The sequence below is a fragment of the Magnetospirillum molischianum DSM 120 genome, from assembly GCF_000294655.1.
Classification (GTDB): Bacteria; Pseudomonadota; Alphaproteobacteria; order Rhodospirillales; family Magnetospirillaceae; genus Phaeospirillum; species Phaeospirillum molischianum.
The window spans coordinates 305,140-330,314 of sequence record NZ_CAHP01000001.1; the positions used below are offsets into that span (position 1 = coordinate 305,140).

Genomic DNA, 25,175 nt, shown 5'->3' on the forward strand with positions numbered 1-25,175 from the left:
AACCGTTCCGCTGTTCAGGAGAGCACAATCTGATCGGCAGACCAGCGGCGAGCCAGCGGGTTACCGATATTGCTCCATTCCTCGAACCGGCGACGGGCGTCGGCCTCGGCGGATTTTCGGTTGAAACGGCCGTGATAGGTGACGCGCATGTCGGCCAATTCTCCCGCCGACGGCTGCCCGTCGACCGTGAAGCCGAAGCGCAGGAGGCGGCGGGAGGCCATGGTCAGTACTTCCGCAGCAGGCCGACCAATCGTCCCTGGACCTTCACCCGATCGGGGGGGAATATCCGGGTTTCGTATTTTTTGTTGGCAGGCTCCAGAGCGATCGAAGCCCCCTTGCGACGGAGACGCTTTAAGGTCACTTCGATATCGTCAACCAGGGCCACGACGATGGTTCCGGCCTCGGCGATCTCGCAACTGCGCACCACCACGACGTCTCCGTCGAGGATACCCGCGTCGATCATCGAATCCCCTTCGACGGTCAGGGCGTAATGGTTGCCGTTGCCCAACATCAGTCCAGGGACGTCGATGCTGCTGTTATGATCGCGTAGCGCCTCGATCGGGGTGCCAGCGGCGATCTTGCCGTAAAGGGGAAGACTGATCGCGTCGGAGGGACCGGCGACCGCTGCTCCCGGCAGGATTTGTGAGAAGCTGCCCTTGATCACAGTCGGGGAAAAAGCCCTCGTCGGCGGCGGAAGCGGCTGGTCGGCTGCATTGTCGGGCATCCGCAGCACTTCGAGTGCGCGGGCGCGGTGGGCCAGACGACGGATGAACCCGCGTTCCTCTAGTCCGGTGATCAGGCGGTGGATGCCTGATTTCGATTTGAGATCAAGCGCGTCCTTCATTTCGTCGAATGACGGCGAAACTCCGGTCGCGCGCAGGCGCTGATCGATAAACATCAACAGTTCGTACTGCTTGCGGGTCAGCATGCCGGGCATCCTTTCGCAGCGGCCGAAGCCGGAACAAAGACCAAACGGTCCCGGTTTCGTTCTATCCTCGTTCCGGTTTTGCGTCAAGTACGCTCTCTGCGTCTGACCTCAGGCCAGAGAGGTGGCTCCAGCCCCGGCCAGCAGCACCTTTAGCGCCTGCTCGACATCGGTCCGGCGCATCAGCGCTTCGCCGATCAGGAAGCGGCGCACTCCAAGCGCAGCCATGCGCTTCAGATCGCCCGGCCCTTCGAGTCCGCTTTCCGAGATCGCGATTTTACCTTCGGGCAGCAACGGAACCAGCCGCTCGCTGGTGGCGAGGTCGGTCTTCATGATCTTGAGGTCGCGATTGTTGATGCCGATCAGCGGCGATTTCAGCTTCACCGCGCGGGCCATTTCGGCCTCGTCATGGACTTCGAGGATTACGTCCATGCCGTAGCCGAGGGCGATTCCCTCCATTTGTTCCAGTTCGGCATCGGTCAGGGCGGCGACAATCAACAGGACGCAATCGGCTCCCAACGCGCGGGCTTCGACGATCTGGTACGGATCGATCATGAAATCCTTGCGCAGTACCGGCAGATCGCAGGCCGAGCGCGCCGCGCCGAGATCGGCGTCGCTGCCCTGAAAGAACCGCTGATCGGTCAGCACCGAGAGGCAGGCGGCCCCACCGCGCTGATACGCGCGGGCCAACTGGGCCGGTTGGAAGTTAGGACGGATCACCCCGGCCGAAGGCGAGGCCTTCTTGATCTCGGCGATGATGCCATAGCCGATCTTGTCGATCTGGTGTTCCATCGACAGGGCAAAGCCCCGCGGCGGAGCCTGATCTTCGGCCCGCTTCAGCAATTCCTGTATCGTGCGGCGGCCTTTTAATTCGGCAACCTGCTTGCGTTTCTCGGCGCAGATGCGGTCCAGGACGGTTGGGGTGTCGGACATGGTATCAGGAATTCCGGTTGGAGATGGTGATCATGCGGTCGAGGATTGCGGTGGCGGCGCGGCTGTCGATGGCCTGCTCGGCTTGTCGGGCGGCGGCGGCGAGGTCGGGGCTACGCCCGGCCACGACCAGCGCGGCGGCGGCGTTCAGTACGACGATATCGCGATAGGGGCCTTTTTCACCGGCCAGAACCGTCCTCAACGCGGCGGCGTTGACGGCTGCGTCACCGCCCTTCAGGTCGTCGGGCACGGCGCGGGCCAGCCCGGCCTGTTCCGGTGTCACGGTAAAGACCCGAACCTCACCGTTTTTGAACTCGGCCACTGTCGAGGGGCCGGTCGTGGTCAGTTCATCCAGCCCATCCGAACCGTGTACCACCCAGGCATGTTCGGCTCCCAGGCGGCCCAGCACATGAGCCACCGGCTCGACCCACCGTTCGGCGAACACGCCCACCACCTGGCGGCGGGTTCCGGCGGGGTTGGCCAGCGGCCCCAGCAGATTGAAGATGGTGCGGGTGCCCAGTTCGACGCGGGGACCGCCGACATGACGCATCGCGTTGTGATGGCGTGGTGCCATCAGGAAGCCGATATTGTTGGTGTTGAGCGATTCCAGCACCAGCGAGATATCAGCGTCGATCTTGATTCCCAGGGCGGTCAGCACATCGGCGGAACCCGATTTCGACGACAGTGCCCGGTTGCCGTGCTTGGCCACCGGCACGCCGCAGGCGGCGACCACAAAGGCGGCGGCGGTCGAGATATTATAGGTGCCGGACCCGTCGCCCCCGGTGCCGCAGGTGTCGATCGCCCCCGGTGGGGCTTCGATGTGCAGCGCCTTTGAGCGCATGATCCGGGCCGCGCCGGTGATTTCCTCGACCGTCTCTCCCCGCACTCGCAGCGCCATCAGCAATCCGCCGATTTGCGCCGGGGTGGCGTCGCCCGACATGATGACTTCGAACACCGCCTCGGCCTCGGACTCAGACAGGGTCTGACCGGCACCAAGGCGGCCCAGGACATCCTTGATCACGGCGGGGGCGGTGGGTGGAGTGGACTGAATGCTCATCAGGCGGCTGCCCCGTTGACAAGGGCGTGCGCGGGGCTGCCCGTTGAGAAATCGAGGAAATTGCGGATCATCTGGTGACCGTGTTCGGTCTCGATGCTTTCCGGGTGGAACTGAACCCCCCAGACCGGCAGCTCGCGGTGAGCCAGCCCCATCACCAGCCCATCATCGGTCCAGGCCGAAATGTGCAGGCTGTCCGGGAAGGTTTCGCGCTCGACCACCAGCGAATGATAGCGGGTGGCGCGGAACGGTGACGGCAGACCGGCGAACACGCCGCTGCCGTCATGGCTGACCGCGCTGATTTTGCCGTGCAACGCCTGGGGGGCACGGATCACCTTGCCGCCAAAGGCCTGGCCGATCGACTGGTGCCCGAGACAGACACCGAACAGCGGCACCCGTCGGGCGGCGGCGGCGGCGATCAGGTCAAGACAGATGCCGGCGCGGTCGGGATCGCAGGGGCCGGGCGAGATCACGATGCCCTGGGGCTGCAACGCCAGCGCCTGCTCGACGGTCAGGACGTCGTTGCGCCGCACTTCGACGTCGGCACCCAGCTCGCCCAGATAATGCCAAAGGTTGTAGGTGAAGCTATCGTAATTATCGATCAGCAGGAACATAGCCGGCACCCGCCCAAGTCCAAGGGGTTTGGTGGGCCGGCCCTCCCGGCACGCGGCGGCACGAATCGGAACCGGTCCACAGATCAAATCAGTGGCGGCAGAATGCAGGGGCGCCCCCCCGCCCGTCAAGCAAGACAGGCGGAGAAATGGCGAAGAATGCTCTCCTTTGGTATAAGAGAACGATGAAACCGACCGATCCGGAGCGGCAGCAGGCTCATGCTGCCCTTCTCGTTGCACACGACATCGCTGTCGCCGCCCTGGCTGGCGGGGTCGAAGCTATTCTGGCCGCTGTCGGGGCGTGTCATCAAAGCGCGGATCGTCTGTGGGGCGATGCCCGCGCCGCCGGTTCTGATCCGGCCGCCGAAGCGGCCTGCGCCGCCGGTTGTGGCTGGTGCTGTCACCAGCCGGTCGAGGCTTCGACGGTCGAGGTTTTGGCGATCGCGGCCCGCTTGCGCATTCATCCCGATATCGCCGCTCTGCGGGCGCGGCTGGGCGCGTGGTCTGGCGGTCGGATCTGTCCGTTTCTTACAAATGGAACCTGCGCGATTTATTCGTTTCGGCCGCTGAAATGTCGCGGCCTTTATCAGCCCGATCCGCGCTGGTGCATGGCCACTTTCGCCAAGATCGATCCGCCCGAGGATGGTTCGCCAATTTGCCACCGGGCCTTCACGTTGCCACGCACTCTCTTCGACGCGGTAGGGCAGGGGCTGACCCGGCCGTTGCATCGGGCCGGGCTGGATTGTGCCGCCCTTGACTTCGCTCCGGCGCTAAAGGCGGTTCTTGATCGCCCTGACGCGGCGGCGGCCTGGGCGCGGGGAGATGCGCTATTCCCGGATCGGGTCCGTTTCCATGGTTGGATCGAACGGGATTTCTCGCTTTAAAAAGCCGATACTGTGTGGCCGTGATTGAGCGGGCCGTGGCCCCGGCCCAGACCGGGGGCAGTCTCGATGGCGCGGCGGACATAGGCGCGCCCTCGTTCGACCGCCGCGTCGAGTCCCAACCCTTGGGCCAGTCCGGTGGCGATCGCCGAGGCCAGGGTGCAGCCGGTGCCGTGAGTCGAATTTCCGGGCAACCTCCGACCGGAGAACACGCGCACTCCGTCGGAATCGGCCAGTAAGTCGATCAGGTCGTCGCCGTCCAGGTGCCCCCCCTTCAACAGGACGGCCTGCGATCCGAACCGCAGCAGCGCGCATGCCGCCGCCTCCATCGCCGCCGCGTCGGGAATCCGGCGGCCCAACAGCGCTTCGGCCTCGGGCAGGTTGGGAGTCAGCAGCCGGGCGCGTGGGAGCAGGCGGACGATCAGGGTCTCGACCGCCGCCGGGTCAAGTAAGGCCGCGCCACCCTTGGCGACCATCACCGGATCGAGCACCAGGGGCACGTCCGGCACGCGGTCAAGCGAGTCGGCTACCGCCGCGATGATCGGGGCCGAGGCCAGCATCCCGGTTTTGATGCAATCCGCGCCGATATCGTCGATCACCAGATCGATTTGACGTTGGACGAAGGCGGGCGGTACCGCTTCGACCGCAAAGACCCCCATCGTGTTCTGGGCGGTCAGGGCGGTGATGGCGCTGGCGCCATAGCCTCCCAGGCAGGTGACGGTTTTCAGGTCGGCCTGAATTCCCGCGCCGCCACCGGAATCCGATCCGGCGACGATCAGTACCCGTCCGGTCTGGAGTCGCGTCATCGTCAGCTCTCCGATCACTCTTGCATTTCCCTCTGGGTACTTCATTTCCGCGCCCTTTGCCAGCCGTGGCCACCCGGTTTGAACGGCGGTTTTACCACCCCTGCCGCATTTCCGTTTGCCGCGCCGAAGCAAACGCGGTACATCGGCAGTTACCCGACCGTCGGGTGACCGGGCGGCCCTGTCCGGCTGCCCCTGTTCCAGGTTGCGACACCGCCGATGACTGATTTTGCCCACCGGGCCCTGTTGCCCGCCGGTCTGCGTGACATGTTGTCTCCCGACGCCGCCCACGAGGCGGGCGTGGTCGAACGGCTGATGCGCCTGTTCGCCGCCCAAGGCTATGACCGGGTTAAGCCGCCGCTGATCGAGTTCGAGGAAAGCCTGCTCGACGGTCCAGCCGCTGCCGCCTCGGCTCAGACCTTCCGGGTGATGGACCCGCAGAGCCAGAAGATCATGGGGCTGCGTGCCGATATGACGCCGCAGGTTGCCCGTATCGCCACCACCCGGCTGGCGCGGGCACCTCGTCCGCTCCGTCTGTCCTATTCCGGGCAAGTGCTACGGGTCAAAGGCAGCCAGTTGCGCGCCGACCGCCAGTTTGCCCAGGCCGGGGTCGAGTTGATCGGTTCGGACGCCGCCGCCGCCGATGCCGAGGTGCTGGTCCTGATCGGCTCCGCCTTGTTCGAACTTGGCGTCGAGGGCGTGACGGTCGATCTGTCCCTGCCGACCCTGGTTCCCGCGTTGTTCGCCGCGCTGGGGGTGGAGGGTGAGATTGCCGAGCGTCTGCGCGCGGCTCTCGATCATAAGGATTCCGCGACCGTCGCCGAAATCGGTGGTGCCGGTGCCGACCTGCTTCAGTCTCTGATTGCCGCCGCTGGTCCCGCCGACCGAGCCGTGGCCGCGTTGCAGGCGCTGCCGCTGCCGCCCGCCGCCGCTGTCGAGCGGGAGCGGCTGGCACAGGTCGTCGCCTGCGTCCGCGCCGGTCTGCCCGACCTGCCCCTGACTGTCGATCCGGTCGAGAATCGGGGCTTCGAATATCATTCCGGTGTCGGATTCACTCTGTATGCCCGCAATCTCGGGGCCGAACTGGGGCGGGGCGGCCGCTATCTCGCTGGCGGGTTAGAGCCTGCGGTGGGCGCCACCCTGTTCATGGACTCGGTGCTGGCGGCGCTGCCTGCCCCCCGTGTCCCCGGACGTGTGTTCGTTCCGGCGGGAACGTCTCGGGCCAAGATTCGGGAATTGCATGACCAGGGATGGGTAACCGTCGCCGGGTTGGACGACGGCGCCGACGTGGCGGCCGAAGCGCACCGTCTGGGCTGTAGCCACTGGCTCGGTTCCGACGGACTTATCGACGTACTTTAGCAAGGCAGGGACAAGAATGGCGAACGTCGCGGTAGTCGGCGCCCAATGGGGCGACGAGGGCAAGGGCAAGGTCGTCGACTGGCTGTCCGAGCGTGCCGACGTGGTGGTGCGGTTCCAGGGGGGCCATAATGCCGGGCATACCCTGGTCATCAACGGCGTCACCTACAAGCTGTCGCTGCTGCCCTCCGGTGTGGTCCGGGGCAAGCTCAGTCTGATCGGCAACGGCGTTGTGGTCGATCCGTGGGCGCTGCTCGATGAAATCGACCGCCTCTGTGCCCAGGGCGTCGCGATCACTCCCGACGTGCTGAAGGTTGCGGAGAACGCCTGTCTGATTCTGCCGCTGCATGCCCAGATCGACCGCGCCCGCGAGGAAGCCAGCGGTGCCGCCAAGATCGGCACCACCGGCCGCGGCATCGGCCCCGCTTACGAGGACCGGGTTGGCCGTCGTGCCATCCGCGTTTGCGACCTGAATTGCCGTGCGACGCTGGAAGCGCGGATCGAAGGCTTGTTGCGCCACCACAACGCGCTGCTGCGTGGGTTGGGAGCCGCCGAGATCGACGGGCAGGATTTACTCGAAAAGCTGCTGGCGGTCGCGCCGCGCATTCTGCCTTATGCCGATGTGGTGTGGCAGCGTCTGGACGAACTGCGTCATACTCGCAAGCGGGTTCTGTTCGAGGGTGCGCAGGGAGCGATGCTTGACGTCGATCACGGCACCTATCCCTTCGTCACATCTTCCTCAACAGTGTCGGGCAATGCCGGGACCGGTTCGGGCGTTGGGCCGGGGCAGGTCGGCTATGTGCTGGGGATCTGCAAGGCCTACACCACCCGTGTCGGTGCGGGTCCGTTCCCGACCGAACTGTTCGACCCGATCGGCGAGCGGATCGGTGATCGCGGCCACGAATTCGGCACTGTTACCGGGCGGCGGCGGCGTTGCGGCTGGTTCGATGCGGTTCTGGTTCGTCAGGCGGTCAAGGTCGGCGGCATCGACGGCATCGCCCTGACCAAGCTGGACGTGTTGGACGGTTTCGAGGAATTGAAGATCTGCATCGGCTATCGTCTGGGCGATAAGGTGCTGCGTCACCTGCCGGCCTCGATGGCCGAACAGCCGCTGGTCGAGCCGATCTACGAATCCCTGCCGGGGTGGAGCGAAAGCACACGCGGCGCTCGTTCGTGGAAGGATCTTCCCGCCAGCGCGATCAAGTACATCCGTCGGATCGAGGAACTGATCGAGGCTCCGGTGGCGCTGCTCTCGACCAGTCCCGAACGCGAGGACACCATCCTGGTCCAGGATCCGTTCTCAACGTGATTGTCGGGTGAGCCGTCTCTCCATAACGTGTATAAGGAACCGATGGCAATCGGGTGGGAGCGATGGCGGAAGCCGAAGAGGATGTCGATGTCGTAGAAGATCCGGTCCTTCATGCCGAGGAAATACGCCCGGCTGGCCCACCCGGATTGCTGCGTGATCGCTTTTTAATACGTTCGACCCAGCCCCTGGTTGATTTGTCGACTCCCTCGGCGGACGCTTTTGCCGCCGAGGATAAGCGCGACCCCAACCGGCAAATGTATGCCCTGATCTGCAAACCCGAACTTCCGCCCCGCGTCACCGTGATGCGGGCGCTGAGGGGGGTGTCTTCACCCGGAATGCAGCAATTGGTCGAATGGGGGGCAATGAACTGGCCCCCAGCCGGTCGGCGCTGCATGACGGTGATCTATGAGCGCCCCGCCGGTCGGCGGATCATGGCCTCTCTGCGCGGCGAGGTGAGGCGCTTCGACGAATACGTCATCACCAAGAAGGTGATTGAGCCACTGTCCGCCGCGATTCGCGAGCTGACCTCGCGCGGGATTACGCATCGGGCGGTGCGTCCAACCAATCTGTTTTTCATGGACGCCAACGGCGATCGGCTGGCTTTTGGCGATTGCGTCGCGGCTCCGCCCGGATTTGACCAACCAGTTCTGTTCGAGACGATCGAATCCGGGATGTGCAATCCGATCGCTCGTGGCAGCGGCACCTATTCCGACGATTTGTATTCTCTGGGGGTAACCGTTGCGATCCTGCTGATGGGGCGCAACCCGGTCGCGAATATGTCGGACGAGGCGATCCTTAGCGCCAAGATTCAGTTGGGCAGCTACAACACGCTGATCGGTGACGAACGGTTGCCGATGCCGCTGATCGAGCTGTTGCGTGGCCTGCTGTGCGACGATGGCGAGCAGCGCTGGACTGTCGAGGATCTTGACCTTTGGATGTCGGGGCGGCGGATGTCGCCGTTGCAGCCGCGTGGTGAGAAGCGGGCGGCCCGTGGTTTCCCCTTCATGGGCAAGGATTACTTCAATTGCCGCGAATTGTCGCAGGCGATGGCGCGGAATTGGGATCAGGCGATTCCGCCGGTTATTGAGGGGAAGCTGGAGCTTTGGCTGCGTCGGGCCGTCGAGGATAAGGACAAGGCCGCGATTGTCGCCGAGATCGTCCGGCTGGCACTCAACACGACGGCCGACAAAAAAAGCTCCACCGACCTGATGCTATGTAAGGTCTTGATCGCGCTCGATAAGTCAGCACCGATCCGGTACAAGGGCTTTTACGCGATGCCCGACGGTTTCGGCTCGGCTTTGGCGGCGGTGGTTGCCAGTCGGGGCGATACCCGCCTGCTGACCGAGATGATTATCCGCGAAGTGCCGAAGCTGTGGTTCGAACTGCGCGGCGAATACCAACCCGACAATTCATTGATGGAGTCAAATTTCCGCGAATTGCGCGGTTATCTGACCCAGCCGGGGATGGGATTCGGCCTCGAACGCTGCCTGTATGAGATGAATGACGCCCTGCCGCTGCAAAGTGCGCTGATCGGCGAGGATTACGTCGTCGAGGTCAAGGAATTGCTGCCCGCGCTTAATCTGGCCGCCACCCGGCGCGGCGAGAGCAAGCAGGTGCCGATTGACCGCCACATCGCCGGATTCCTGGGCGCCCGGATGCGGTCGGATATCGACCGCAACCTTAATCTGCTCAACGATCCCGACGAATCCGTGATGATGCTGGCGGTGCTGAATCTGTATGCGGTTCTGCAATATCGGCTGGGACCTGAATCGCTGCCGGGTTTGGCTGAGTGGCTGTCTGTGTCGCTGAAGTCGGTGATCGATGCGTATCACGGCCGCGACAAGCGCAAGGAACTGGAAAAGGGAATTCCCCGCATTGTCCGCAAAGGCTCGATCGTCGAGCTTTACCACCTGCTGGAAAATCCAGAGGAACGAGCCAAGGACGAAAAAGAGTTCCAGTGGGCTCAGGCGCAATATCATGCCGCCGAGGAAGAGGTCCGCCGCCTCCTGGTTGAGGCCGATGAACATGTTGTCGAGGCGGAAAAAATTGGCCGTCAGACGGCTGCGGTCAGCGGAATCGTTATCGCGATGGTGGTGGCGACGATCGTTGTCGTGACAGCGGTGTTCTGACCGGGGACGGCAGGACGCCGGAGATCCGAGGATCGTCCGGCGCCGCGCCTCTACCAGATGATAGACTTACTTTCCGAGAACGCCTTTGAGGGCCTCGCCGGCTTGGCCGGTGATCGCCTTCAGCTTTTCGTCGGTAACCGCCTCCTTGATTTTGTCGGCGACGTTGCCAAGAACGCCGTCCAGGCTGCCGGACGAGTTGATGGCACCTGAAATCAGCGCGTTCATAATCTCCTGACCGACCTGGACGGGGGTGGCGCCACCATTGTCGCGTCCGATGCCGGTCAACTCGATATCGCCGATCTTGGCGGTCGTGGCCGCGCCGGGCACACCGCCGACGGCCAGATCGACCTGTCCCCCGGTGATCGCCAGACGATCGATCGTGACCTTCTTATCCGCTCCCTTGGCCGGTTCGGTCTTGGCGGCTTCGGTCTTCGCCGCGTCGCTTTGGACGGGCTTTTCGCCGTCGGTGGCCGTCTTGTCCTGATCGGTTCCCGAGATGTTGCGGCGCAGAACGTCAAGGTTGCTGCCGCCGTTAGGCGACACTTCCAGCGCAACGGCCGGAGACGCAATCAAGATTTCCTTGATAACGATAGGATTGCTGTTCAGCGACGTGGTCTCAAGCGAGACCGCGACCTCGCCGAACTTGATCGCCGGATTGGCGGAAAAACCGGGCGGATTGGCGACTGTCAGGCCCTTGATCGCGGCCTTGCCCTCGGACACTCGAATCGCAACCGACCCGACCGAGACCTTGACCCCGGTGACCTGGGTTCCAACCCGTTCGATAACGGTTTTGACGATGCCGTCAATAGAAGAGAACAGGTAGAACAACCCGCCTACGATCACCGCCAGCAGAACGCTGGCGCCGATGATGAGCTTGCGCATGAGGCTCCCTCGTGCTTGATGGGAAAGGAGGAGAGTGTCCGCCAGACTCGTCTGCTTGTCGAGACATCGAGCGTGGAGGCGGCTATGCTTGAAGGATGGATGACAAGGCTATCTCCGACCTGGATTTTGCCGCATTGATGCTCCCGCTGGGACCGTTCGAGCCCCGGCCGCGTCTTGCCGTGGCTGTTTCAGGGGGGGCTGACAGCCTGGCCCTAACCCTGCTTGCCGATAAATGGGCCAGGATGCGGGGTGGTCATGCGGTTGGGCTGACCGTCGATCATCGTCTGCGCCCAGATGCGGCGGCCGAGGCGAACCGGGTCGGGCAATGGCTGGCCGTGCACGGGATCGATCATGTCATTCTGGTCCGTGAGGGCGAGCGGCCCACCGCCGATATTCAGGCGGTGGCGCGGAAAGCCCGACACGACTTGCTTGGACGCTATTGTGCCGAGGCGGGTATTCTCCATCTGCTTTTGGCTCACCACCGCGAGGATCAGGCCGAGACGTTGTTGTTGCGGCTGGGCCGAGGGTCGGGCGTGGACGGCTTGGCGGCGATGGCGACCCGACGACCAACCCGGTGGGGGCAGATTCTTCGCCCTCTGCTCGATACACCCCGCGCCCGGTTGCGTTCTACCCTGGTCGAACGCGGTCAGGATTGGGTCGAAGACCCTTCCAACGCCGACCCGGTCTATGCCCGCGTGCGTTTCCGCCAACTCGCCCCGGTTTTGGCCGCCGAGGGGCTCGCCTCCGCGCGGCTGGCGGCGACGGCGGCGCGGCTGGGGCGGGTGCGGGCGACCCTGGAACACGATGTGGCGCGAGCGGCGGCGCGGCTGATCGTTCCGCACCCCGCCGGGTTTGCCCGGCTGGCCGCGAATGGTTTTAGCGCACTGTCCGAAGAGATCGCACTTAGAGTGCTGGCCCGTCTGCTGTCATTGGTCGGCGGCGAGCCTCTTCCTCCCCGGCACGAGCGGCTGGAACGGCTGGCCCATGCCCTCGCCGCAGGCTCCATGACGGGGCTGACCCTGGCCGGATGCCGGATCGTCGCCGATGGCCGCGGCTGGATCGTCTGTCGCGAGCCAGCGCGGGTTGCTCCGCCGGTCGCGCTGGTTCCTGGTGCCGAGAGTCTCTGGGATCGCCGGTTTCTCGCCCGAATCAGGTCCTCCGCTCCCCAAGGGCTTTACCTTGGGGCGCTGGGGGCTTCGCCCGGTCGCGAGCTTGCTCAGGCGGCGCGACGGCACGGTATTCCGGCCTGTGCCCGTGCGACGATTCCCGCTCTGCACGATCAGCAGGGTGTTTTCGCGGTGCCGCACCTCGTTTATAACCGAGAGGGTGCACAACAAAATGTGTGCCGACTGGAACCGGCCCCGGCTCAAAGCCTGACCGTGGCGGGGCTCAGGCTTGTGCCGTTCGGTTCAAACCCCATATCCTGGGGGATGTCTTCGGCGTGCGATCCGGCTTCCGGCGCCGGTCGCGCCAAACCAGGAAGGACCCAACCTTGAATTTCAGCAAGAACCTGGCGTTGTGGGTCATCATCGCCGTGCTGCTGGTGATGCTCTTCAACCTTTTCCAGGCATCGTCGCCCCCGCGCGGGACCGGGCAGGTCTCGTTCTCCGACTTCCTTACCGATGTCGATCGCGGAAGCGTTGCCGACGTCACCATTCAGGGCAATTCCCTGAACGGTCATTACGGCGATGGGCGGACGTTCTCGACCTATCTGCCTGACAATTCACAGGTCGTCGAAAAGCTGCGGGCCCAGAACGTGCGGATCACGGCCCAGCCTCCGGCCGAGAACACGCCGACGGTTTGGAGCCTGTTGGTCTCCTGGTTCCCGATGCTTCTGCTGGTCGCGGTCTGGGTGTTCTTCATGCGCCAGATGCAGTCGGGCGGTGGCAAGGCGATGGGATTCGGCAAAAGCCGGGCCCGCCTGCTGACCGAGAAGACCGGTCGGGTCACTTTCGAGGATGTCGCCGGAATCGACGAAGCCAAGCAGGAGCTTGAGGAAATCGTCGAGTTCCTCAAGGACCCGCAGAAGTTCCAGCGTCTGGGCGGAAAAATTCCCAAGGGATGTTTGCTCGTTGGCCCGCCCGGCACAGGTAAGACCTTGCTGGCCCGTGCCATTGCCGGCGAAGCCAATGTCCCGTTCTTCACTATTTCCGGTTCGGACTTCGTTGAGATGTTCGTCGGCGTCGGTGCGTCCCGTGTCCGCGACATGTTCGAACAGGGCAAGAAGAATGCGCCTTGCATCATCTTCATCGACGAAATCGATGCGGTCGGTCGTCATCGCGGTGCCGGTCTTGGCGGCGGCAATGACGAGCGCGAACAGACCCTCAATCAGTTGCTGGTCGAGATGGACGGCTTCGAATCGAATGAGGGCGTGATTCTGATCGCCGCGACCAACCGTCCCGACGTGCTCGACCCCGCCTTGCTCCGTCCCGGTCGGTTCGATCGTCAGGTCGTGGTGCCCAATCCCGATATCGCCGGTCGGGAGAAGATCATCCGCGTTCATATGCGCAAGGTGCCGTTGTCGCCTGACGTCGATGCCCGGATCATCGCACGCGGTACTCCCGGTTTCTCTGGTGCCGATCTCGCGAATCTGGTCAACGAGGCCGCCCTTCTTGCCGCCCGCGCCGGGAAGCGCGTGGTGGGGATGGTCGATTTCGAAGCGGCCAAGGACAAGGTGATGATGGGGGCCGAGCGTCGCTCGATGGTGATGAGCGAGGACGAAAAGAAGCTCACCGCCTATCATGAAGCGGGTCACGCCCTGGTTATGATGCATGTGCTGGGGCACGAGCCGCTGCATAAGGTCACCATTATCCCGCGCGGCCGGGCGTTGGGTCTGACCATGTCCTTGCCGGAACGTGACCGTTATTCACTGTCGCTGCGTCAGATCAAGTCGATGATCGCCTCGTTCTTCGGTGGTCGCGTTGCCGAAGAAATGGTCTTCGGTCTTGATGCGGTGACCACCGGTGCGTCGAACGATATCCAGCGCGCCACGGAACTGGCTCGTAAGCTGGTGACCGAATACGGCTTCTCGGAAAAGCTCGGGCCGCTTCGCTATAACGAGAATCAGGAAGAGATCTTCCTCGGTCACTCGGTTACTCAGACCAAGAACATCTCGGAGACGACCGCGACCCTGATCGATTCCGAGGTCCGCCGCTTTGTCGAGGAGGGGGAAAATACCGCTCGCGACATCCTGTCGCAGTACCGGGCCGATCTTGAGACGATCGCACGCGGTCTGCTGGAATACGAAACCCTGTCAAAGGACGATATCGACACCCTGATCAAGGGCGATCCGATCACTCGTCCCGACGGTACCGAATATCACCCGCGCGACGTGCCGCGTCGCTCGTCGGTGCCGACCTCGGGGCCGACCGCTGGTCGGGGCTTTGGTCCCGAGCCAGAGCCTCGGGCCTGATCCGGTGGCGGCCGTTACCCCGGTCGCATCCGCCTTCCACCGAAGCCCCGCTCTTCCGCGGGGCTTCGCGCTGGAAGGGGTCGATCTGTCCCGCTCTCTCTATCTTCTTCCGACCGGAATCGTTGGTGGTGAGCAGGCTGCCGCAGCCGTGGTTGCCGGTCACGGCTGGCCGATTGCGGACGGAACCCTGGCTTTTACCGCTCTTGCCGTGATCCTGCGCCGTCCAGGCGGTGGGGCAACCCTGTCCATCGCGCCGTTTGCCGAGGCGGTGACGTGGGCCGAGCGAGAGCATCCCGATCTCTGTCGTCACGTTTCGGACTGTCTTCACCGTATCGGTCGCCGCCGTCCTGCCTGGGGGGGCGTTCCGATGGAGACCCCGGTCGTGATGGGGATCGTCAATGTCACGCCCGATAGCTTTTCCGATGGAGGAGAGGCGTTTGGCACCGAACCTGCCATCGCCCGTGCTCTGGCCCTGATCGAGGCCGGGGCGACGATCATTGATGTCGGGGGTGAGTCGACCCGTCCCGGTGCCGATCCGATCTCGCCCGAAGAAGAAGAACGCCGGGTGGTGCCGGTGGTGCGTGCGTTGGCCGAACGCGGTATCGTTGTCTCGATTGACACGCGCCATGCCCGTGTGATGGCCGCTACCGTCGCCGCCGGTGCCCGGATCATCAACGATGTTACCGGGTTGGCCGGAGATCCCGATTCCCCCCGCGTTGCCGCCTCAGGCGGGGCGGCGGTTTGCCTGATGCATATGCTGGGGGACGATCCCCGCACCATGCAGGCCGACCCACGCTATGAATGCGCTCCCCTCGATCTGCTCGATCAGATGGAAGAGCGGATTGCGACGGCAGAGCAGGCTGGAATCGACAGAGCGCGCCTGTGCGTCGATCCCGGTATCGGTTTCGGCAAGACCGCCGAGCACAACGCCCAGATTCTGGGATCGCTGGGCCTGTTGCACCGTTTCGGTTGCCCGGTTCTGCTCGGCGTATCGCGCAAGAGCTTTGTTAGTCACCTGAGCCAGGGCGAGCCACCGCGCCAGCGTCTGCCCGGTACCCTTGCCGCCAATGTGGCCGGTCTTGATGCCGGAGTGCAGATTTTGCGCGTTCACGACGTCGCTGAAACGGTTCAGGCGCTGCGGATATGGCAGGCGATGCGGGCCGGAGCTTAGGCGCGCAGGTTTCATTCATGAAATGACATAAAAAAGCGCGGGCGAATTCGCCCGCGCTTTTCCGTATCCGTAGCCTCAGTCTTCCTTGTGACGGAACATCTGAGTGATAAGCGGCTGTCCATAAATCTGGTGCGCCACTGCTGCGCCAACATGGACGATCAGGAAAGTCCACAGCACAGAGGCAAGAAATTCGTGGATTTCCTTGGCCAGCCAGCCAAAGGCGCTGATCTGGCCGCTCGGATAAAAGCTGAAATAGACGATGAATCCGGTGAAAGCCAGTCCGCTGGCGGTGATGAGGCCAATGCCCTGGATCGCGCCGGGCAGTGGGGTGGGAACGTCTGATTCGGGAATCTTACGTTCCTTGGCGGCCTGAATGTACAGGCGGGCGTCGGCGACAACGGCGTCGATCCCGGCGCGGCTGGTCCACGGGAACAGGTAATGCGGGGTCTCGCGGTATTTCGGCAGCGACTTGACCCAGTGCACGATCAGCAGGACCCCGACGGCGAGGCCCGCCCACGAGTGGAGGGTGAACAGCCAATTGCCCGAATAGCCGGGCTTCGGGTGGCTCATCACCAGACTGAGCAGAATTTGCAGGATGATCCCGGCGGCCAGGAAGCGGTGCAGGGTTCGGGTTGTTTTGTCATAGGTCATCGGCGTGTCTCCATTGGCAGATTGCCACCCGAGATGAACCGTGAGGACACGATCGGCCCCAGGCCGACCGGGGTCAGCGCGGCTCGCGCCCTTTGAGAAAGAAAGCGACGGCTTGGGCGCGGTTGCCAACCGCAAGCTTGTCGTAGAGGTTTTTCAGGTGGAATTTGACAGTATTAAGGGAAATATCGAGCTGTGTCGCCATCTGCTGATTGGTCAGGCCGCCGGCCAGGGCGGCGAGTAATTCCCGCTCACGCGGGGTCAGGCCAGCCAGCGGATCGCTGGCCAAGCTGGCGACGTCGATGAACGGAAAGACCATCCGTCCCGTCGCCACCGCCAGAATGGTATCGACCAATTGTTCGGGCGGTTCGCGCTTCGAACAGAATCCTGCCGCCCCTAGCGTCATCGCCTGACGTGGTACGTCGGGATTGGCGCTGCCGGTATAGACGATCAGGCGAGGGGCATCGGTGCGGCCGCGCAGCGATTGCAGAACGCCGCGCCCGTCGATCACGGGCATCTCCCATCCGATCACCCCGACACGGAATGCGGTCTTGTCGAGAAGTTCCAGGAATCGTTGCCCGTCATTGGCAACGCCGGCAATGGTGAATCGCTCGTCACCGCCCAGTAATTTCACCAGACTGCTTTGCAGCAGCGGGTTCTTTTCGGCAATGACAACAGCGATCGGTCGGCTTTGGTGACCAGGCATGGACAACACTATCTCCCGCGGGTCGTTCTTCCCTACCCTATTGGGCCGTATTGATAACGCCAAACCCGTATTTCTCAAAGGGTCAAAGCGACAGGGGGGGAGAGGGGTGTACCGCCGGATATGTCGTCTTATCGTCCGAGGCTGTCCAAATCGAAGCCATCGGGCGAAAACCGGGGCGGGGTGGGCACCCATCCCCAGGTTCGGGTCAATTCAGTGAGTGGAGCAGATCAGGCCTGTTCGGCCCAGCGGGAGACATCGATCCGACCGGCGTCGGCCGGGCGAACCTGAACCATCGGAGCTGGGTTTGCGACAGTCGGAGCCGGGGTTGAGACCATTTGCACGGGTTCGACCGTCTTGGCCGGAGCGGCAACGACCGGAGCCGGCTCGGCTGTCTTGACCGGGGCTGCGGCCGGCGGTTCTGCCTTAGGCTGCGGCGGCATCGGATCGACCCGCATCACGGCCGTGGTAACGGATTCGTTCAGGGCCACGGTCTGCAAAAGAGGTTGCGACGTGGCCGTCGGGGTGGCGTCGGCGCGATTAGAGGAATTCGACAGCGGCTGAGTCATCATGCCGCGCGGGGCAGGGGTGCCGGGGCGATAGACAAAGCCTTGGGTCAGATAGACTCGGGTGCCCAATTCGCCAGCCGGGCGATAGAACACGCGAACCTGGGACCAGTCATTGTTGGGGGATACGTCGATAACAGGGACGGAATGGGTTACTTTGCCGCGTCCGGCGCTGCGATGCGGTGCCCAATTGGCGTGATCGACCAGAAGCTCGCGGCTGTTTTTCATGTGGCGAACCACAGAAACGTGCCCATGCGCCATTTTCCCCTGGCGTTTGAACACAAGCACGGCACCTTCGCGCGGACGGCTACCCCGATCATAGACTCCGGCGGCAGCTTCCCACCACTTCCAGGCATCGCCCTTCAGATTGAGTCCGCTGACGTCACGAGCATATGTCACGCATTGTATGGCGGCGCTCGCCTGGAAAGGCGTTGCCAGAGCCATCGTCGCCACGATCACAAAGGTCGCCGGCAGAATGGTCGCTCTCCGCACCGGTACCCTCCCCTCCGGTTATTGGTGCGGCCGATTGTGTCTATCCGAAAAGCCGATGGCAACTATTTTCGTGAAATGCGTCACATTTAATCTGAAGTTATCGCCAGCCCGCATTCGGGGCCGCAATCGCCGGCATCGGTTGGATTTGGTGTCTATCGTTCTCTTTCGGGCGGGGCAGGGCGGGGCTATTATCGTCAGTGTTTGTAAGGAGGAGTTTGATTCTGCGACCGTTCTCGAAGCTGTTGACGGCGGCCTGTCTGGCCCTCGCGACCCCCTCTGCCCTGGCGGCGGAGCAACGCCCGCTGGTCATCGCCGGAGGCGAGGTGACCGGCTATTATTTCCCGGTGGCCGGTGCGCTGTGCCGTGTCATTAACAAGGATCATCCGCGCGGCATGACCTGTACGGTGATGCCATCCTCGGGTTCGGCGGCCAATCTGGCCGCGTTGCGGGCTGGCGAGGTCGATCTGGCCCTGGTTCAGTCGCGTGCGGCTCAATTGGCCTTGGCCGGAGACGAAGGCTTTCACGATGCCGGGCCGATGCCCGATCTGCGGGCGCTGATGGCCCTCCACGGCGAGGTCGCGGTGGTGCTGGCCCGCCCCGGTTCGGGTATCGAGCAGGTTGGCGATCTGAAGGGCAAGCGGGTTAATCTTGGCCGTCCTGGTTCGTTTCAGCGGGTGATGGCCGAAACGGTTCTTGACGCTGCCGGTCTGTCGCAAGGCGATCTGTCGGTTCTGGTCGAACTCGACCTCAACGAACAGGTGGCCGAACTGTGCCAGGGCAATATCGATGCGGCGGTGTTTACCGGCGTTCATCCGATGACCGAGGTCCAGTCCGCCATCGAGGAATGCGGTGCCACCCTGGTGCCGATCCGGGCGAAGTCGGTTGAGTCTTTTTTGCGTAAAAGTCCGTGGGTGGCTCGCTTCGTCGTCAAAGGCCGGACTTATGACGGCCAGAAATCGGACATTCCCGCCCTGGGAATGAAGACGCTGTTGGTAACCAATCGTCTGTCGTCCGATGAGGTCGCCGATCTGATGCAAACCGTCTGGGCCAATTTCGGGGCACTGACCCGGCTGCATCCGGTGTTGAACGACCTGACCCGAGCCGAAGCGAGCCGGGACGGCATCCCCATCCACCTTCATGATGGGGTGGAACACACCCCATCTCGTTCACTGGAAACGTCTGAAGCCGAGAAAAGCAGAAAGAAATAACGGAAAAACGATGCGGGGGCGGTCCCCGCATCGTTTCCCGGTCGGTGATTACTTCCTTACCGATTGCAGGAAGTGGTCTGCCTCGTCGTTAAGATCGGCAACGACGTTGGCCAGGGTCTTCGCGCTCCAGATGACCCGGATCGTTCCAGCACAGGCCTGAGCTGACGCTTTCGACAGGTGAGTGACGCTACGTGACACCTCGCCCGCCTGATGGGCGACCTCAGTGATGTTGCTGGCGATGTCGCGGGTTGTGGCCTCCTGCTCCTGCACCGCGCTGGCAATTGCGGTCGAAATGTCGCCGATCTCGCGGATGGTCTCGACGACGCCTTCGATGCTAGAGGTCATCTCGCGGGTCGATTGTTGCACCGCCGCCACCTGTTGCGAGATTTCCTCGGTTGCTTTGGCGGTCTGGTTGGCGAGATGCTTGACCTCGCCCGCGACGACGGCAAAGCCCTTGCCGGCTTCTCCTGCCCGTGCCGCCTCGATCGTGGCGTTCAGCGCCAACAGGTTGGTCTGGGCCGCGATGTCGTTAATCAACTGGACGACATTGCCAATCGCCCGCACCGCGTCGGACAGGCCGACCATTTGCCGGGCGGTGGTGTTGACATCCTCGACTGCCTTTTGGGCGATACGCGAGGAATGACTGACCTGCTGGGCGATTTCGTTGACCGATTCAGCCAGCTGACGGGTTGCTTCGGACACGGCCGCCGCGCGCTCGGTGGTGATCTCGGCGGCTTCGCTGACTTCAAGGGTGCGGCCTCCGCTCTTTTCCGAACGGTTGGCCATCGATTGGGCGGTGTTGCGGATGCCTGCGGTCGATTCATCGACGCGGGCGACCTTTGACTTCACCGTGTGCTCGAAATTGTTAGCCATATCATGACGGGCCTGGGCGCGTTGGGCCGAGGCGCGGTTGCGTTCCTCTTCCTGGCTGGCGCGCAGTCCTTCGGCCTCGACCATGTGTTCTTTGAACACCTGGACCGTCCGGGCCATGTCACCGACCTCGTCCTGACGCTCGACCCCCTCGATCGAGACGGACATGTCGCCTTTGGCCAGCCGTTCCATCAGCGCCGACATGCTGTTGATCGGGCGGATGATGACTCCGGTCAGAATCCATCGCACCACCAGCACCGATATGATCGTTGCGATGATGCCAAAGCCGATCAGCCATCCCATGATGGAGCGCAATTCGGCTCGTTCACTGGTCGAGGATAGCGAACTGGACAGCACCGCGATTACTTCGCCGTCAACGATCCCCATGCCGCCATGACAGGTGTGACAGACTTCCTGATTGGCTCCCTCGGTGACGCCAAGGACAATCGGAAGGGAATAGCGGTAGAAATCGCCGACGAAGCGTCCGACCGGTTTCCCGGTGGCCAGTGCTTCGCGGTCCACGTCGTCCTGTGGTGCCTTGGGTATCCGGTCGGGTTCGGCATCCTTCATATAGGTGGTGACCTTTGGCCCCCACACGCTCCACACCTTGCCGGCATAGTCGGTGTTGCGGCTATCGAACCACTTGTTGAAGACCTTGATACCGATATTGTCGCCATCGACGGGGCGAGTCGCCATCACGTTGACGATCAACGCGTGAAGCGAGGTCATCTCGTTGACACTGAGCTCATGCAGCTTGCGTTCCATCGCTTGTTCGTCAAAGCGGGCGATGAACAGCACGATAACCGTCGCCATGACGATGACGCCCATCCCGATCACGATCATAAACCGCTGTCTGAGCCGCAGGGCCCCCCAACCGGCCTTCCTCATTCCCTCTCTCCTCTCAACTCTCTCTTACTCTCCCGGTTTACCGGGTTATCGCGAAAACCTTAGTGGTTTCCGTCAGTTCCAACATCCTGAGCACAGTGTCGCGCGGCCGGAGCAGGGCGAGGGCGATGTTGGCCTTACCCAGATCTTCGTGCGCAATGTAGAGCAGCCCCAGCCCGACTGAATCGACGTGGCTGAGGCCGGACAGATCAAACCGAACCTGCCGTCTGTGCGAGACAACCAGGTCGGCGAGCAGTTCCTGAAATTGGCGTTCGGCGGCAAAGTCGAGCCGTCCTTCCAGCGCCACGGTCAGCCCGTCATCGTCATCGACAAGCCGATACCGTATCCCCCGTTTTTCCACCCCTCACGTCCCCCCCCTCATGTCAATTTCCCTGTGCAATGCAAAGTCGTGGAAAGGTCATCACCAGAGTTCGCCCCCCATCCTCCGATCCGATCCGGGCGCAAGCCCGCCGGATTAGTCCCAGGCCGCGCCCGCTATGGGCATCGACACGAGTTTCTTTTTCCAATTTTGACTCTAGATTGAATCCGCCCCCCTGGTCGGATACAAAGAGAGTGAATGATAACTCTCCATCCCTCAATGCGTGAACCTCAATTCTCCTTGAGGCCATGGTCTGATCGCAGAGACGTTCGCGCATGATCTGCCGGAAGGACTCGAAGCCCTTGGGGGTGGCGCGGAGATGATTCGGAATTTCCAGATTGCCGTGGATGACGGCGTTGCTGACCGCTTCGCCCAGGCAGATTTCCATCAATTCCGCGACCTCGCCATCAGGAAGCGCAAGCCGCCGCCGGATTGCGATTGAGATGAGTTCAACCACCGGCAGCGTGCAGGCCGTGGCGGATGTCAGCGAGAGAACCAGACCGCCAGCACGAGCGGTCTTGATACAGCGCTGGGTAATTCCGGCCAGACCATTGGGACAGGTTTCTAGAAAGCCGGAGAAAGGAAGAGACAGGCTGTGGCTGATTGTCTCGATCGTCGCCGGTCCGGCCTGAAGCAGGGGAGTCTCGTCCGGCTCGGATTCATCCGCAGAGGCGGCGCGGTGGGGAGACAGGCCCAACGTGGCGCATTGCTGGTCGAAATTCCATGTCTCATCCGGCGATCCGATCAGCCGTACTCCCGGCGCTGCATTCTGCTTCACGTCGGAACACGCAGTCGGTGTCATCACGGAGTCTCCGCCAGCCGCCGGATGCCCAGCGCGGTCATGTCGTCTTCGAGCGGCATACGCACCCGCGCCTGGAACGCGTCTATCAAGTCGGCGATGGCCGATCGGCCGGTGCGGTCGATCATCTCCTGAGCCAGAGCGATCAGTCCTGCTTCGCCGAACAGGTCGCCCTCTTCCTTGGGGGCGTCGGTGATGGCATCGCTATAGATCATCAACGCGGCACCGGGAGGAAAAGGTTCGCATCGATTGCGGTAGTGCGGGTCGGCGGAGAGCCCTAACGGCACTCCCTGTGCATCGAGAAAGCGCACGCCACCGTCGGCGATCATCAAAGGGGCGGGGGCTCCGGCCGATGCCCACTCGATTTCGCCCCGACCGCAATCGATCGTACAGAGGAACATCGTGGCGAAATGGCCCCGCGCCAGCAGGCCGCGCAGGGCGATCCCCAACAGCCGCAGTGTTTCGGCCGGGGTCTGATCCGGCGTCCAGCGGTCGCTGATCAATGCGTGGAGACGAAAAACATTGAGGGCCGCACCGATGCCATGGCCGGTGAAGTCGAACGAGTAGAAGCTCATCCGCTGTCCGCCACAATCGAGACAGCCCCACAGGTCGCCGCCGATCCCCAGCGAAGGTTCGAAAAACGATTCGACCTCCAGCCCGAGTTCGGCCAGACGGGGATCGATCCGTTCGGGCCGGGGCAGCAGGTCGAACTGCATCGCTCGGGCGGCGTCGATTTCGGTCATCAGGGTGCGCTGCTGCTGGGCGATTCGACGCAACAGAGTCTCGCGCTCGATCTGGCTGGCCATCCGGGTGATGGCATAGCGGATCGCCCGTCCGACCGTTCGTTCGGGATCGTCGCTTTTCACTAGGTAGTCCTGAGCGCCCGCTTCCAGCGCGGCGGCGGCCAGGCGCTGGTCATCCATTCCGGTCATAATGACGATCGGGATACGGGGAGCCGCGTCTTTCATTCGCGCGACCGTGTCCAATCCGGTCGAGTCCGGCAGGCTGAGATCCAGCAGTACCACGTCAAGCGCGGCACCACCGGCAAGAATGGCGATTGCCTCGGTCAGGCTGGAAACATGGGTGACGGCGAATGCCGGTTTCCGGCACCCCATCAGAGCCAGTTGGACCAGCCGGGCGTCGCCCGGTTCGTCCTCGACCAGCAGGACCGAGAGCGAATCCCGGTTAGGGCGTAATGGGGGCGGGACCGAGGGCAGGTCTGGATCGGCTCCAGGCGAGTCCAGCCATCCCGCCGTGCGGCTGGGCAAGCGGATCAACCGACCGATGTCGGGGGTTCCCGGCGACAGGGCCGAATCGGTTTTCACCGCGCCTCCGGTCCTCATGATCCCGGCTCCGTGACCTAAAAATTTCACGGAACCATCCTAAGGCACCCGCTTGATCACAGTCCAGGATCGCGCCGGATCGCGATGCAGAATCAGTGATGAAAAGAGTTTTCTCTCAGGGTATCCTGCCTTTAAGTCAGGGTGCGTGTACCAGCCTGCCCGGTGTGCGGGAACAGGATGGAAAAAAGAGTCGTAGAGGTGGGTGATCTGTCCGGTCCAGGAAGCGAAGCCGAGGAGACCGCAGTAGCGACGCGTGCGGCGATGGAAGCGGAAATCGTCCGCCTTACCGCCGAGTGCCGATCTTTGCGCGATGCCGAAACCCGGTCGCGCGAATTTGCCGCGACCGCTGCCGATTGGTTCTGGGAAACCAACCCGGCATATCACGTTATCTGGCTATCGGACGGATTCGAGAACACGACCGGGCTTTCCCCCGCCAGCCTGCTGGGGCGTCGTCCGTGGGACTTCGCCTGTGAGGCGATGGAGATCGACAGCAATCTTTGGCAAGAGCACGTTGCCGTTCTTGCTGCCCGCCAACCGTTTCGTGACTTTAAATATTGGCAGCAGGATAGCAGTGGTCACGCCCGCTGGATCAAAGTCAGCGGCGCTCCCCGCTTTGCCGCGGATGGTAGCTTCTCTGGATATTATGGCGTCGGGGCCGATATTACCTCGGCCGTTTCCAGCGCGCACCGGATGCACATGCTGTCGCGCGCGGTCGAACAATGTCCCGCCTCGATCGTCATCACCGATCTTGATGGCGAAATCCAGTATGTGAACCTCAAATTCATTCAGGTTACCGGCTATTCCGCCATCGAGGCGATGGGGCGGAACCCTCGCATCCTCAATTCCGGATTGAACCCTCCCGGTACGTTCGAGGAGATGTGGCAGGCGCTGAGTTCCGGGCGGAAGTGGGAAGGTGAACTGATCAACCGTCGCAAGAGCGGCGAATTGTATTGGGAATATGCCTCGATCCAGCCGATCCAGAATATCGAGGGGATCGTTACGAATTATCTGGCGATCAAGTCCGATATCACCTCGCAGAAGCACAACGAGGCGCGGCTGGCCGCGTTGGTCGAGGAATTGCGTCACTCAAACGACGAGTTGGAGCAGTTCGCTTATGTCGCCAGCCACGATCTGCGCCAGCCCCTCAGGATGATCAGCGCCTATCTGGGGTTGTTGGAAAAACGTCTGGCTCCGGTACTCGATGGCGAAACCCATCAGTTCCTTGGCTTTGCCTTGGACGGAGCCAAGCGTCTGGACCGGATGATCGTCGATTTGCTGCAATATTCCCGCATCGGCCGGGTGACGACGCTGATGGAATCGGTCGATCTGGGCGATGCGTTGCGCGACAGCCTGCGCCATCTTGAAGTCGCCATCGCCGAATCCGGGGCCGAGGTGCGGGTCGAGGGGACTCTGCCGGTCTGCCATGGCGATCGTCTCGAATTGATGCGGCTGTTCCAGAATCTAATCTGCAACGCGATCAACTATGCCCGTCCCGGCCATCCGCCTCGGGTGGTGGTCAGCAATCGCGATGCCGGTGACGAATGGGTGGTGACGGTGGAAGATAATGGGATCGGCATCGCCCAGGCCGATCTGGGCCGGGTGTTCGGCATTTTCCAGCGGCTGGTGACCCGCGACAAAGTCGATGGCACTGGGATCGGTCTGGCCGTTTCCCGCAAGATCGTCGAGCATCACGGCGGCCGTATCTGGGTTGAATCCCAGCCCGATGTCGGCAGCCGTTTCCTGTTCGCGTTGCCCAAGAGCGGGGTTGCCGCTTCGTCTCCTCATGATTAACGACAACGAACCGGCGGAGGTCCCTTTC

Annotated in this window: 23 protein-coding genes; 9 read left to right on the forward strand and 14 right to left on the reverse strand. The window is 62.8% G+C overall.

Annotated features, from left to right (window positions below; genetic code table 11):
• Positions 1-14: 14 nt before the first annotated feature.
• The 5 genes from PHAMO_RS01480 to PHAMO_RS01500 form a co-directional block, all read right to left on the reverse strand.
• The gene (locus PHAMO_RS01480) at positions 15-221 is read right to left on the reverse strand and encodes a hypothetical protein (RefSeq protein WP_002725678.1); all 207 of its coding nucleotides are present in this window, start codon (positions 219-221) and stop codon (positions 15-17) included.
• Between the two features lie 2 nt (positions 222-223).
• A complete protein-coding gene (lexA, locus tag PHAMO_RS01485; protein ID WP_002725680.1) occupies positions 224-928 on the reverse strand; it encodes a transcriptional repressor LexA in 705 nt (234 codons plus the stop codon).
• Positions 929-1,036: 108 nt separating this feature from the next.
• Complete coding sequence (gene trpC, locus PHAMO_RS01490; protein WP_002725682.1) at positions 1,037-1,858, reverse strand: indole-3-glycerol phosphate synthase TrpC; 822 nt, start codon at positions 1,856-1,858, stop codon at positions 1,037-1,039.
• 4 nt (positions 1,859-1,862) lie between these two features.
• The gene (gene trpD, locus PHAMO_RS01495) at positions 1,863-2,912 is read right to left on the reverse strand and encodes an anthranilate phosphoribosyltransferase (protein ID WP_002725684.1); all 1,050 of its coding nucleotides are present in this window, start codon (positions 2,910-2,912) and stop codon (positions 1,863-1,865) included.
• A complete protein-coding gene (locus tag PHAMO_RS01500; protein WP_002725686.1) occupies positions 2,912-3,523 on the reverse strand; it encodes an anthranilate synthase component II in 612 nt (203 codons plus the stop codon). The genes trpD and PHAMO_RS01500 overlap by 1 nt, the downstream gene beginning before the upstream one ends.
• 182 nt (positions 3,524-3,705) lie before the next feature.
• Here PHAMO_RS01500 and PHAMO_RS18240 point away from each other — a divergent pair, with 182 nt between their 5' ends.
• Positions 3,706-4,404, forward strand: coding sequence for a YkgJ family cysteine cluster protein (locus PHAMO_RS18240; RefSeq protein WP_051002340.1), 699 nt, complete (start codon positions 3,706-3,708; stop codon positions 4,402-4,404).
• Here the strand turns inward: PHAMO_RS18240 and thiD are convergent.
• Positions 4,401-5,207: a bifunctional hydroxymethylpyrimidine kinase/phosphomethylpyrimidine kinase gene (gene thiD, locus PHAMO_RS01510; protein ID WP_002725690.1), complete on the reverse strand. Its 807-nt coding sequence runs from the start codon at positions 5,205-5,207 to the stop codon at positions 4,401-4,403. The two genes, PHAMO_RS18240 and thiD, sit on opposite strands and share 4 nt — an antisense overlap.
• A 216-nt stretch (positions 5,208-5,423) precedes the next feature.
• On the opposite strand from thiD, the gene PHAMO_RS01515 reads away from it, so the two are divergent.
• From PHAMO_RS01515 to PHAMO_RS01525, 3 genes are all read left to right on the forward strand, one after another.
• Complete coding sequence (locus PHAMO_RS01515) at positions 5,424-6,563, forward strand: ATP phosphoribosyltransferase regulatory subunit (protein WP_002725692.1); 1,140 nt, start codon at positions 5,424-5,426, stop codon at positions 6,561-6,563.
• 16 nt (positions 6,564-6,579) lie between these two features.
• A complete protein-coding gene (locus tag PHAMO_RS01520) occupies positions 6,580-7,869 on the forward strand; it encodes an adenylosuccinate synthase (protein WP_002725694.1) in 1,290 nt (429 codons plus the stop codon).
• Positions 7,870-7,931: 62 nt separating this feature from the next.
• On the forward strand, positions 7,932-9,998 hold the full coding sequence (locus tag PHAMO_RS01525; protein WP_002725696.1) for a protein kinase family protein: 2,067 nt from the start codon (positions 7,932-7,934) through the stop codon (positions 9,996-9,998).
• A 66-nt stretch (positions 9,999-10,064) separates the two neighbouring features.
• Here PHAMO_RS01525 and PHAMO_RS01530 read toward each other — a convergent pair whose 3' ends face one another.
• Positions 10,065-10,880, reverse strand: coding sequence for a DUF748 domain-containing protein (locus PHAMO_RS01530; protein WP_002725698.1), 816 nt, complete (start codon positions 10,878-10,880; stop codon positions 10,065-10,067).
• A 95-nt stretch (positions 10,881-10,975) separates the two neighbouring features.
• Between PHAMO_RS01530 and tilS the strand changes: the two genes are divergently transcribed.
• From tilS to folP, 3 genes are read left to right on the forward strand one after another with little or no spacing between them, the layout of a single operon-like run.
• Positions 10,976-12,376 carry a tRNA lysidine(34) synthetase TilS gene (gene tilS / locus PHAMO_RS01535; RefSeq protein WP_002725700.1) on the forward strand — a complete coding sequence of 467 codons (1,401 nt, stop codon included), beginning with the start codon at positions 10,976-10,978 and terminating at the stop codon, positions 12,374-12,376.
• On the forward strand, positions 12,373-14,292 hold the full coding sequence (gene ftsH, locus PHAMO_RS01540; RefSeq protein ID WP_040566001.1) for an ATP-dependent zinc metalloprotease FtsH: 1,920 nt from the start codon (positions 12,373-12,375) through the stop codon (positions 14,290-14,292). The genes tilS and ftsH overlap by 4 nt, the downstream gene beginning before the upstream one ends.
• 4 nt (positions 14,293-14,296) lie before the next feature.
• Positions 14,297-15,463 (forward strand): dihydropteroate synthase, encoded by a 1,167-nt coding sequence (folP, locus tag PHAMO_RS01545; RefSeq protein WP_040566002.1) that lies wholly within the window; start codon positions 14,297-14,299, stop codon positions 15,461-15,463.
• A gap of 75 nt (positions 15,464-15,538) precedes the next feature.
• On the opposite strand, the gene PHAMO_RS01550 is transcribed toward folP, so the two are convergent.
• The 3 genes from PHAMO_RS01550 to PHAMO_RS01560 form a co-directional block, all read right to left on the reverse strand.
• Positions 15,539-16,114, reverse strand: coding sequence for a cytochrome b/b6 domain-containing protein (locus PHAMO_RS01550; RefSeq protein WP_002725706.1), 576 nt, complete (start codon positions 16,112-16,114; stop codon positions 15,539-15,541).
• A gap of 73 nt (positions 16,115-16,187) precedes the next feature.
• On the reverse strand, positions 16,188-16,817 hold the full coding sequence (locus tag PHAMO_RS01555; protein ID WP_002725708.1) for a LuxR C-terminal-related transcriptional regulator: 630 nt from the start codon (positions 16,815-16,817) through the stop codon (positions 16,188-16,190).
• A gap of 227 nt (positions 16,818-17,044) precedes the next feature.
• Positions 17,045-17,872 (reverse strand): CHAP domain-containing protein, encoded by an 828-nt coding sequence (locus tag PHAMO_RS01560; protein WP_002725710.1) that lies wholly within the window; start codon positions 17,870-17,872, stop codon positions 17,045-17,047.
• A gap of 215 nt (positions 17,873-18,087) precedes the next feature.
• Between PHAMO_RS01560 and PHAMO_RS01565 the strand changes: the two genes are divergently transcribed.
• The gene (locus PHAMO_RS01565) at positions 18,088-19,080 is read left to right on the forward strand and encodes a TAXI family TRAP transporter solute-binding subunit (protein WP_002725714.1); all 993 of its coding nucleotides are present in this window, start codon (positions 18,088-18,090) and stop codon (positions 19,078-19,080) included.
• Between the two features lie 48 nt (positions 19,081-19,128).
• On the opposite strand, the gene PHAMO_RS01570 is transcribed toward PHAMO_RS01565, so the two are convergent.
• From PHAMO_RS01570 to PHAMO_RS01585, 4 genes are read right to left on the reverse strand one after another with little or no spacing between them, the layout of a single operon-like run.
• Entirely contained in the window at positions 19,129-20,838 is a 1,710-nt protein-coding gene (locus PHAMO_RS01570; RefSeq protein WP_002725716.1) for a methyl-accepting chemotaxis protein, read from the reverse strand.
• A 37-nt stretch (positions 20,839-20,875) separates the two neighbouring features.
• Positions 20,876-21,196 carry an STAS domain-containing protein gene (locus tag PHAMO_RS01575; protein ID WP_002725718.1) on the reverse strand — a complete coding sequence of 107 codons (321 nt, stop codon included), beginning with the start codon at positions 21,194-21,196 and terminating at the stop codon, positions 20,876-20,878.
• Positions 21,197-21,218: 22 nt separating this feature from the next.
• On the reverse strand, positions 21,219-22,016 hold the full coding sequence (locus PHAMO_RS01580) for an ATP-binding protein (protein ID WP_040566003.1): 798 nt from the start codon (positions 22,014-22,016) through the stop codon (positions 21,219-21,221).
• Positions 22,016-23,356 carry a PP2C family protein-serine/threonine phosphatase gene (locus tag PHAMO_RS01585; RefSeq protein ID WP_002725722.1) on the reverse strand — a complete coding sequence of 447 codons (1,341 nt, stop codon included), beginning with the start codon at positions 23,354-23,356 and terminating at the stop codon, positions 22,016-22,018. The genes PHAMO_RS01580 and PHAMO_RS01585 overlap by 1 nt, the downstream gene beginning before the upstream one ends.
• 177 nt (positions 23,357-23,533) lie before the next feature.
• Here PHAMO_RS01585 and PHAMO_RS01590 point away from each other — a divergent pair, with 177 nt between their 5' ends.
• Positions 23,534-25,147, forward strand: a complete 1,614-nt coding sequence (locus PHAMO_RS01590) for a sensor histidine kinase (RefSeq protein WP_155801448.1) — start codon at positions 23,534-23,536, stop codon at positions 25,145-25,147.
• Positions 25,148-25,175 lie beyond the last annotated feature (28 nt).

Excerpts from the sequence above, each read along its gene's own strand:
- PHAMO_RS01480 (WP_002725678.1), bottom strand. The coding sequence starts at position 221 with ATGGCCTCCCGCCGCCTCCTGCGCTTCGGCTTCACGGTCGACGGGCAG.
- lexA (WP_002725680.1), bottom strand. The coding sequence starts at position 928 with ATGCTGACCCGCAAGCAGTACGAACTGTTGATGTTTATCGATCAGCGC.
- trpC (WP_002725682.1), bottom strand. The coding sequence starts at position 1,858 with ATGTCCGACACCCCAACCGTCCTGGACCGCATCTGCGCCGAGAAACGC.
- trpD (WP_002725684.1), bottom strand. The coding sequence starts at position 2,912 with ATGAGCATTCAGTCCACTCCACCCACCGCCCCCGCCGTGATCAAGGAT.
- PHAMO_RS01500 (WP_002725686.1), bottom strand. The coding sequence starts at position 3,523 with ATGTTCCTGCTGATCGATAATTACGATAGCTTCACCTACAACCTTTGG.
- PHAMO_RS18240 (WP_051002340.1), top strand. The coding sequence starts at position 3,706 with ATGAAACCGACCGATCCGGAGCGGCAGCAGGCTCATGCTGCCCTTCTC.
- thiD (WP_002725690.1), bottom strand. The coding sequence starts at position 5,207 with ATGACGCGACTCCAGACCGGACGGGTACTGATCGTCGCCGGATCGGAT.
- PHAMO_RS01515 (WP_002725692.1), top strand. The coding sequence starts at position 5,424 with ATGACTGATTTTGCCCACCGGGCCCTGTTGCCCGCCGGTCTGCGTGAC.
- PHAMO_RS01520 (WP_002725694.1), top strand. The coding sequence starts at position 6,580 with ATGGCGAACGTCGCGGTAGTCGGCGCCCAATGGGGCGACGAGGGCAAG.
- PHAMO_RS01525 (WP_002725696.1), top strand. The coding sequence starts at position 7,932 with ATGGCGGAAGCCGAAGAGGATGTCGATGTCGTAGAAGATCCGGTCCTT.
- PHAMO_RS01530 (WP_002725698.1), bottom strand. The coding sequence starts at position 10,880 with ATGCGCAAGCTCATCATCGGCGCCAGCGTTCTGCTGGCGGTGATCGTA.
- tilS (WP_002725700.1), top strand. The coding sequence starts at position 10,976 with ATGGATGACAAGGCTATCTCCGACCTGGATTTTGCCGCATTGATGCTC.
- PHAMO_RS01550 (WP_002725706.1), bottom strand. The coding sequence starts at position 16,114 with ATGACCTATGACAAAACAACCCGAACCCTGCACCGCTTCCTGGCCGCC.
- PHAMO_RS01555 (WP_002725708.1), bottom strand. The coding sequence starts at position 16,817 with ATGCCTGGTCACCAAAGCCGACCGATCGCTGTTGTCATTGCCGAAAAG.
- PHAMO_RS01570 (WP_002725716.1), bottom strand. The coding sequence starts at position 20,838 with ATGAGGAAGGCCGGTTGGGGGGCCCTGCGGCTCAGACAGCGGTTTATG.
- PHAMO_RS01580 (WP_040566003.1), bottom strand. The coding sequence starts at position 22,016 with ATGACACCGACTGCGTGTTCCGACGTGAAGCAGAATGCAGCGCCGGGA.
- PHAMO_RS01585 (WP_002725722.1), bottom strand. The coding sequence starts at position 23,356 with ATGAGGACCGGAGGCGCGGTGAAAACCGATTCGGCCCTGTCGCCGGGA.
- PHAMO_RS01590 (WP_155801448.1), top strand. The coding sequence starts at position 23,534 with ATGGAAAAAAGAGTCGTAGAGGTGGGTGATCTGTCCGGTCCAGGAAGC.